At 51.5% G+C, this 1432-nt stretch carries 3 protein-coding genes; all 3 read left to right on the top strand.

What is annotated here, in order from left to right:
- Positions 1-100: 100 nt before the first annotated feature.
- The 3 genes from BOW52_RS16860 (at position 101) to BOW52_RS16850 (ending at position 1380) form a co-directional block, all read left to right on the top strand.
- A complete protein-coding gene (locus tag BOW52_RS16860; protein WP_078485237.1) occupies positions 101-457 on the top strand; it encodes a hypothetical protein in 357 nt (118 codons plus the stop codon).
- 104 nt (positions 458-561) lie between these two features.
- Entirely contained in the window at positions 562-780 is a 219-nt protein-coding gene (locus BOW52_RS16855; RefSeq protein WP_078485236.1) for a hypothetical protein, read from the top strand.
- Between the two features lie 273 nt (positions 781-1053).
- Positions 1054-1380 carry a hypothetical protein gene (locus BOW52_RS16850; RefSeq protein WP_201790714.1) on the top strand — a complete coding sequence of 109 codons (327 nt, stop codon included), beginning with the start codon at positions 1054-1056 and terminating at the stop codon, positions 1378-1380.
- The last annotated feature ends 52 nt before the right edge of the window (positions 1381-1432 follow it).

Genomic DNA, 1432 nt, shown 5'->3' with positions numbered 1-1432 from the left:
GTCGGGGCGCCGCAGGCATAAACGGTCGCGTTAAGTATTTGCCGCTTGCTTGGGCTTGGATGCCCAAAACAAGCTTCCGCAAAAATAGCGACTCCCCGGGATGTCTACGTTCCTGACTCTCTCGGTTATCAATATCGCTGAGGCAGGTGATGTGCAGATCCTTGCTGCCGATTTTCAGAATCGTGGTGACAATCAGTGGTCTGTGAGCGTGACGCTCAAACATGCCGATACGGGCTGGGACCACTATGCCGATCGCTGGCGTGTAGTGGATGGCGAGGGCCAGCTGCTTGGTGATCGTGTGCTGCTACATCCTCACGTGAATGAGCAACCGTTTACCCGTGGTCTGCATGGTGTAACGATCCCGCAAGAGACGACGACCGTCTATGTTGAGGCCCATGACAAGGTTCATGGCTGGGCACCGAACAGGCTGGCAGTCGATTTGCGTGAGCTCCGTTGAGTTCGAATATGAGCCCTGAGCCTCTATGTGATAAGGCTGCGGACGCATTCAGTAAAGGCACTAGCAACCGTGTGTCCCCTCGTTAGTTTGATAGGTCGAAGGTGATGAGTAAATTATTAAGTGAGTGGCAACCCTCTGAGGCCGCAATCGATCTGATCAAGCTAAATGGGCTCGATGATGAGCATATCGAGAAAACCGCGCGCTATCTGAAGAGCCAGACCGAGCTAGAGAATATCGACGATGTCGATGGCTACGATAACTGGAACACCTTTTTTATTATGTTCTGCATCAAGGCCGGCAATCAGTCGGCGAAGAAAAATTAGTAGGTCTGTAATTTCAATGAATGACGATTTAAGGAACATCTGCGTGGCTGGTATCAAATAGCGGACTCTTGAAAAGACCCATAATGGGGTCTATAGTACCCAAAATGGGTCCTATATCGGTGTTTGATGATGACTGTTTCCACTATCGCTGACCGCCATGGATAGTCGGGGCGCCGTAGGCATAAACGGTCGCGTTAAGTATTTGCCGCTTGCTTGGGCTTGGATGCCCAAAACATGCTTCCGCAAAAATAGCGACTCCCCGGTGGCAGCGCCTTGTTTACGAAAACCCAGCAGCGGGTGTTAGGTCTTCTATACGGCAAACCCGATAAGAGTTTCTATACTAACGAAATTGTGCGCTGGGCTGATATGGGGCGAGGTACTATCCGGCGCGAACTTGATCGGTTGAGTTCCGCAGGTCTGCTTGTGGTTAGTCGTGAAGGGAATCAGCTTCACTATCAGGCCAATTCTGAAAATCCGATATATTCCGATCTGCTCAACATCGTGCGAAAGACCTTTGGTGTGGCGGATGTTATCCGTGAAGCACTCCAACCACCGCTGACCGCCATGGATAGCGAAGCGAAGGCGGTTAGTCCGCGATAGTCGACGCCGTCTGCCTATTCGTAGTTGAGAGCGAGAGCGAACGACGGAGAAG

This window comes from Solemya pervernicosa gill symbiont (assembly GCF_002020875.1).
Lineage (GTDB): Bacteria > Pseudomonadota > Gammaproteobacteria.
Note: the sequence above shows the minus strand (reverse complement) of the source record. Positions and strands in the feature narration are given on the sequence as shown.

Coding starts and splice junctions, on each gene's coding strand:
- BOW52_RS16855 (WP_078485236.1), top strand. CDS start 562: ATGAGTAAATTATTAAGTGAGTGGCAACCCTCTGAGGCCGCAATCGAT.
- BOW52_RS16860 (WP_078485237.1), top strand. CDS start 101: ATGTCTACGTTCCTGACTCTCTCGGTTATCAATATCGCTGAGGCAGGT.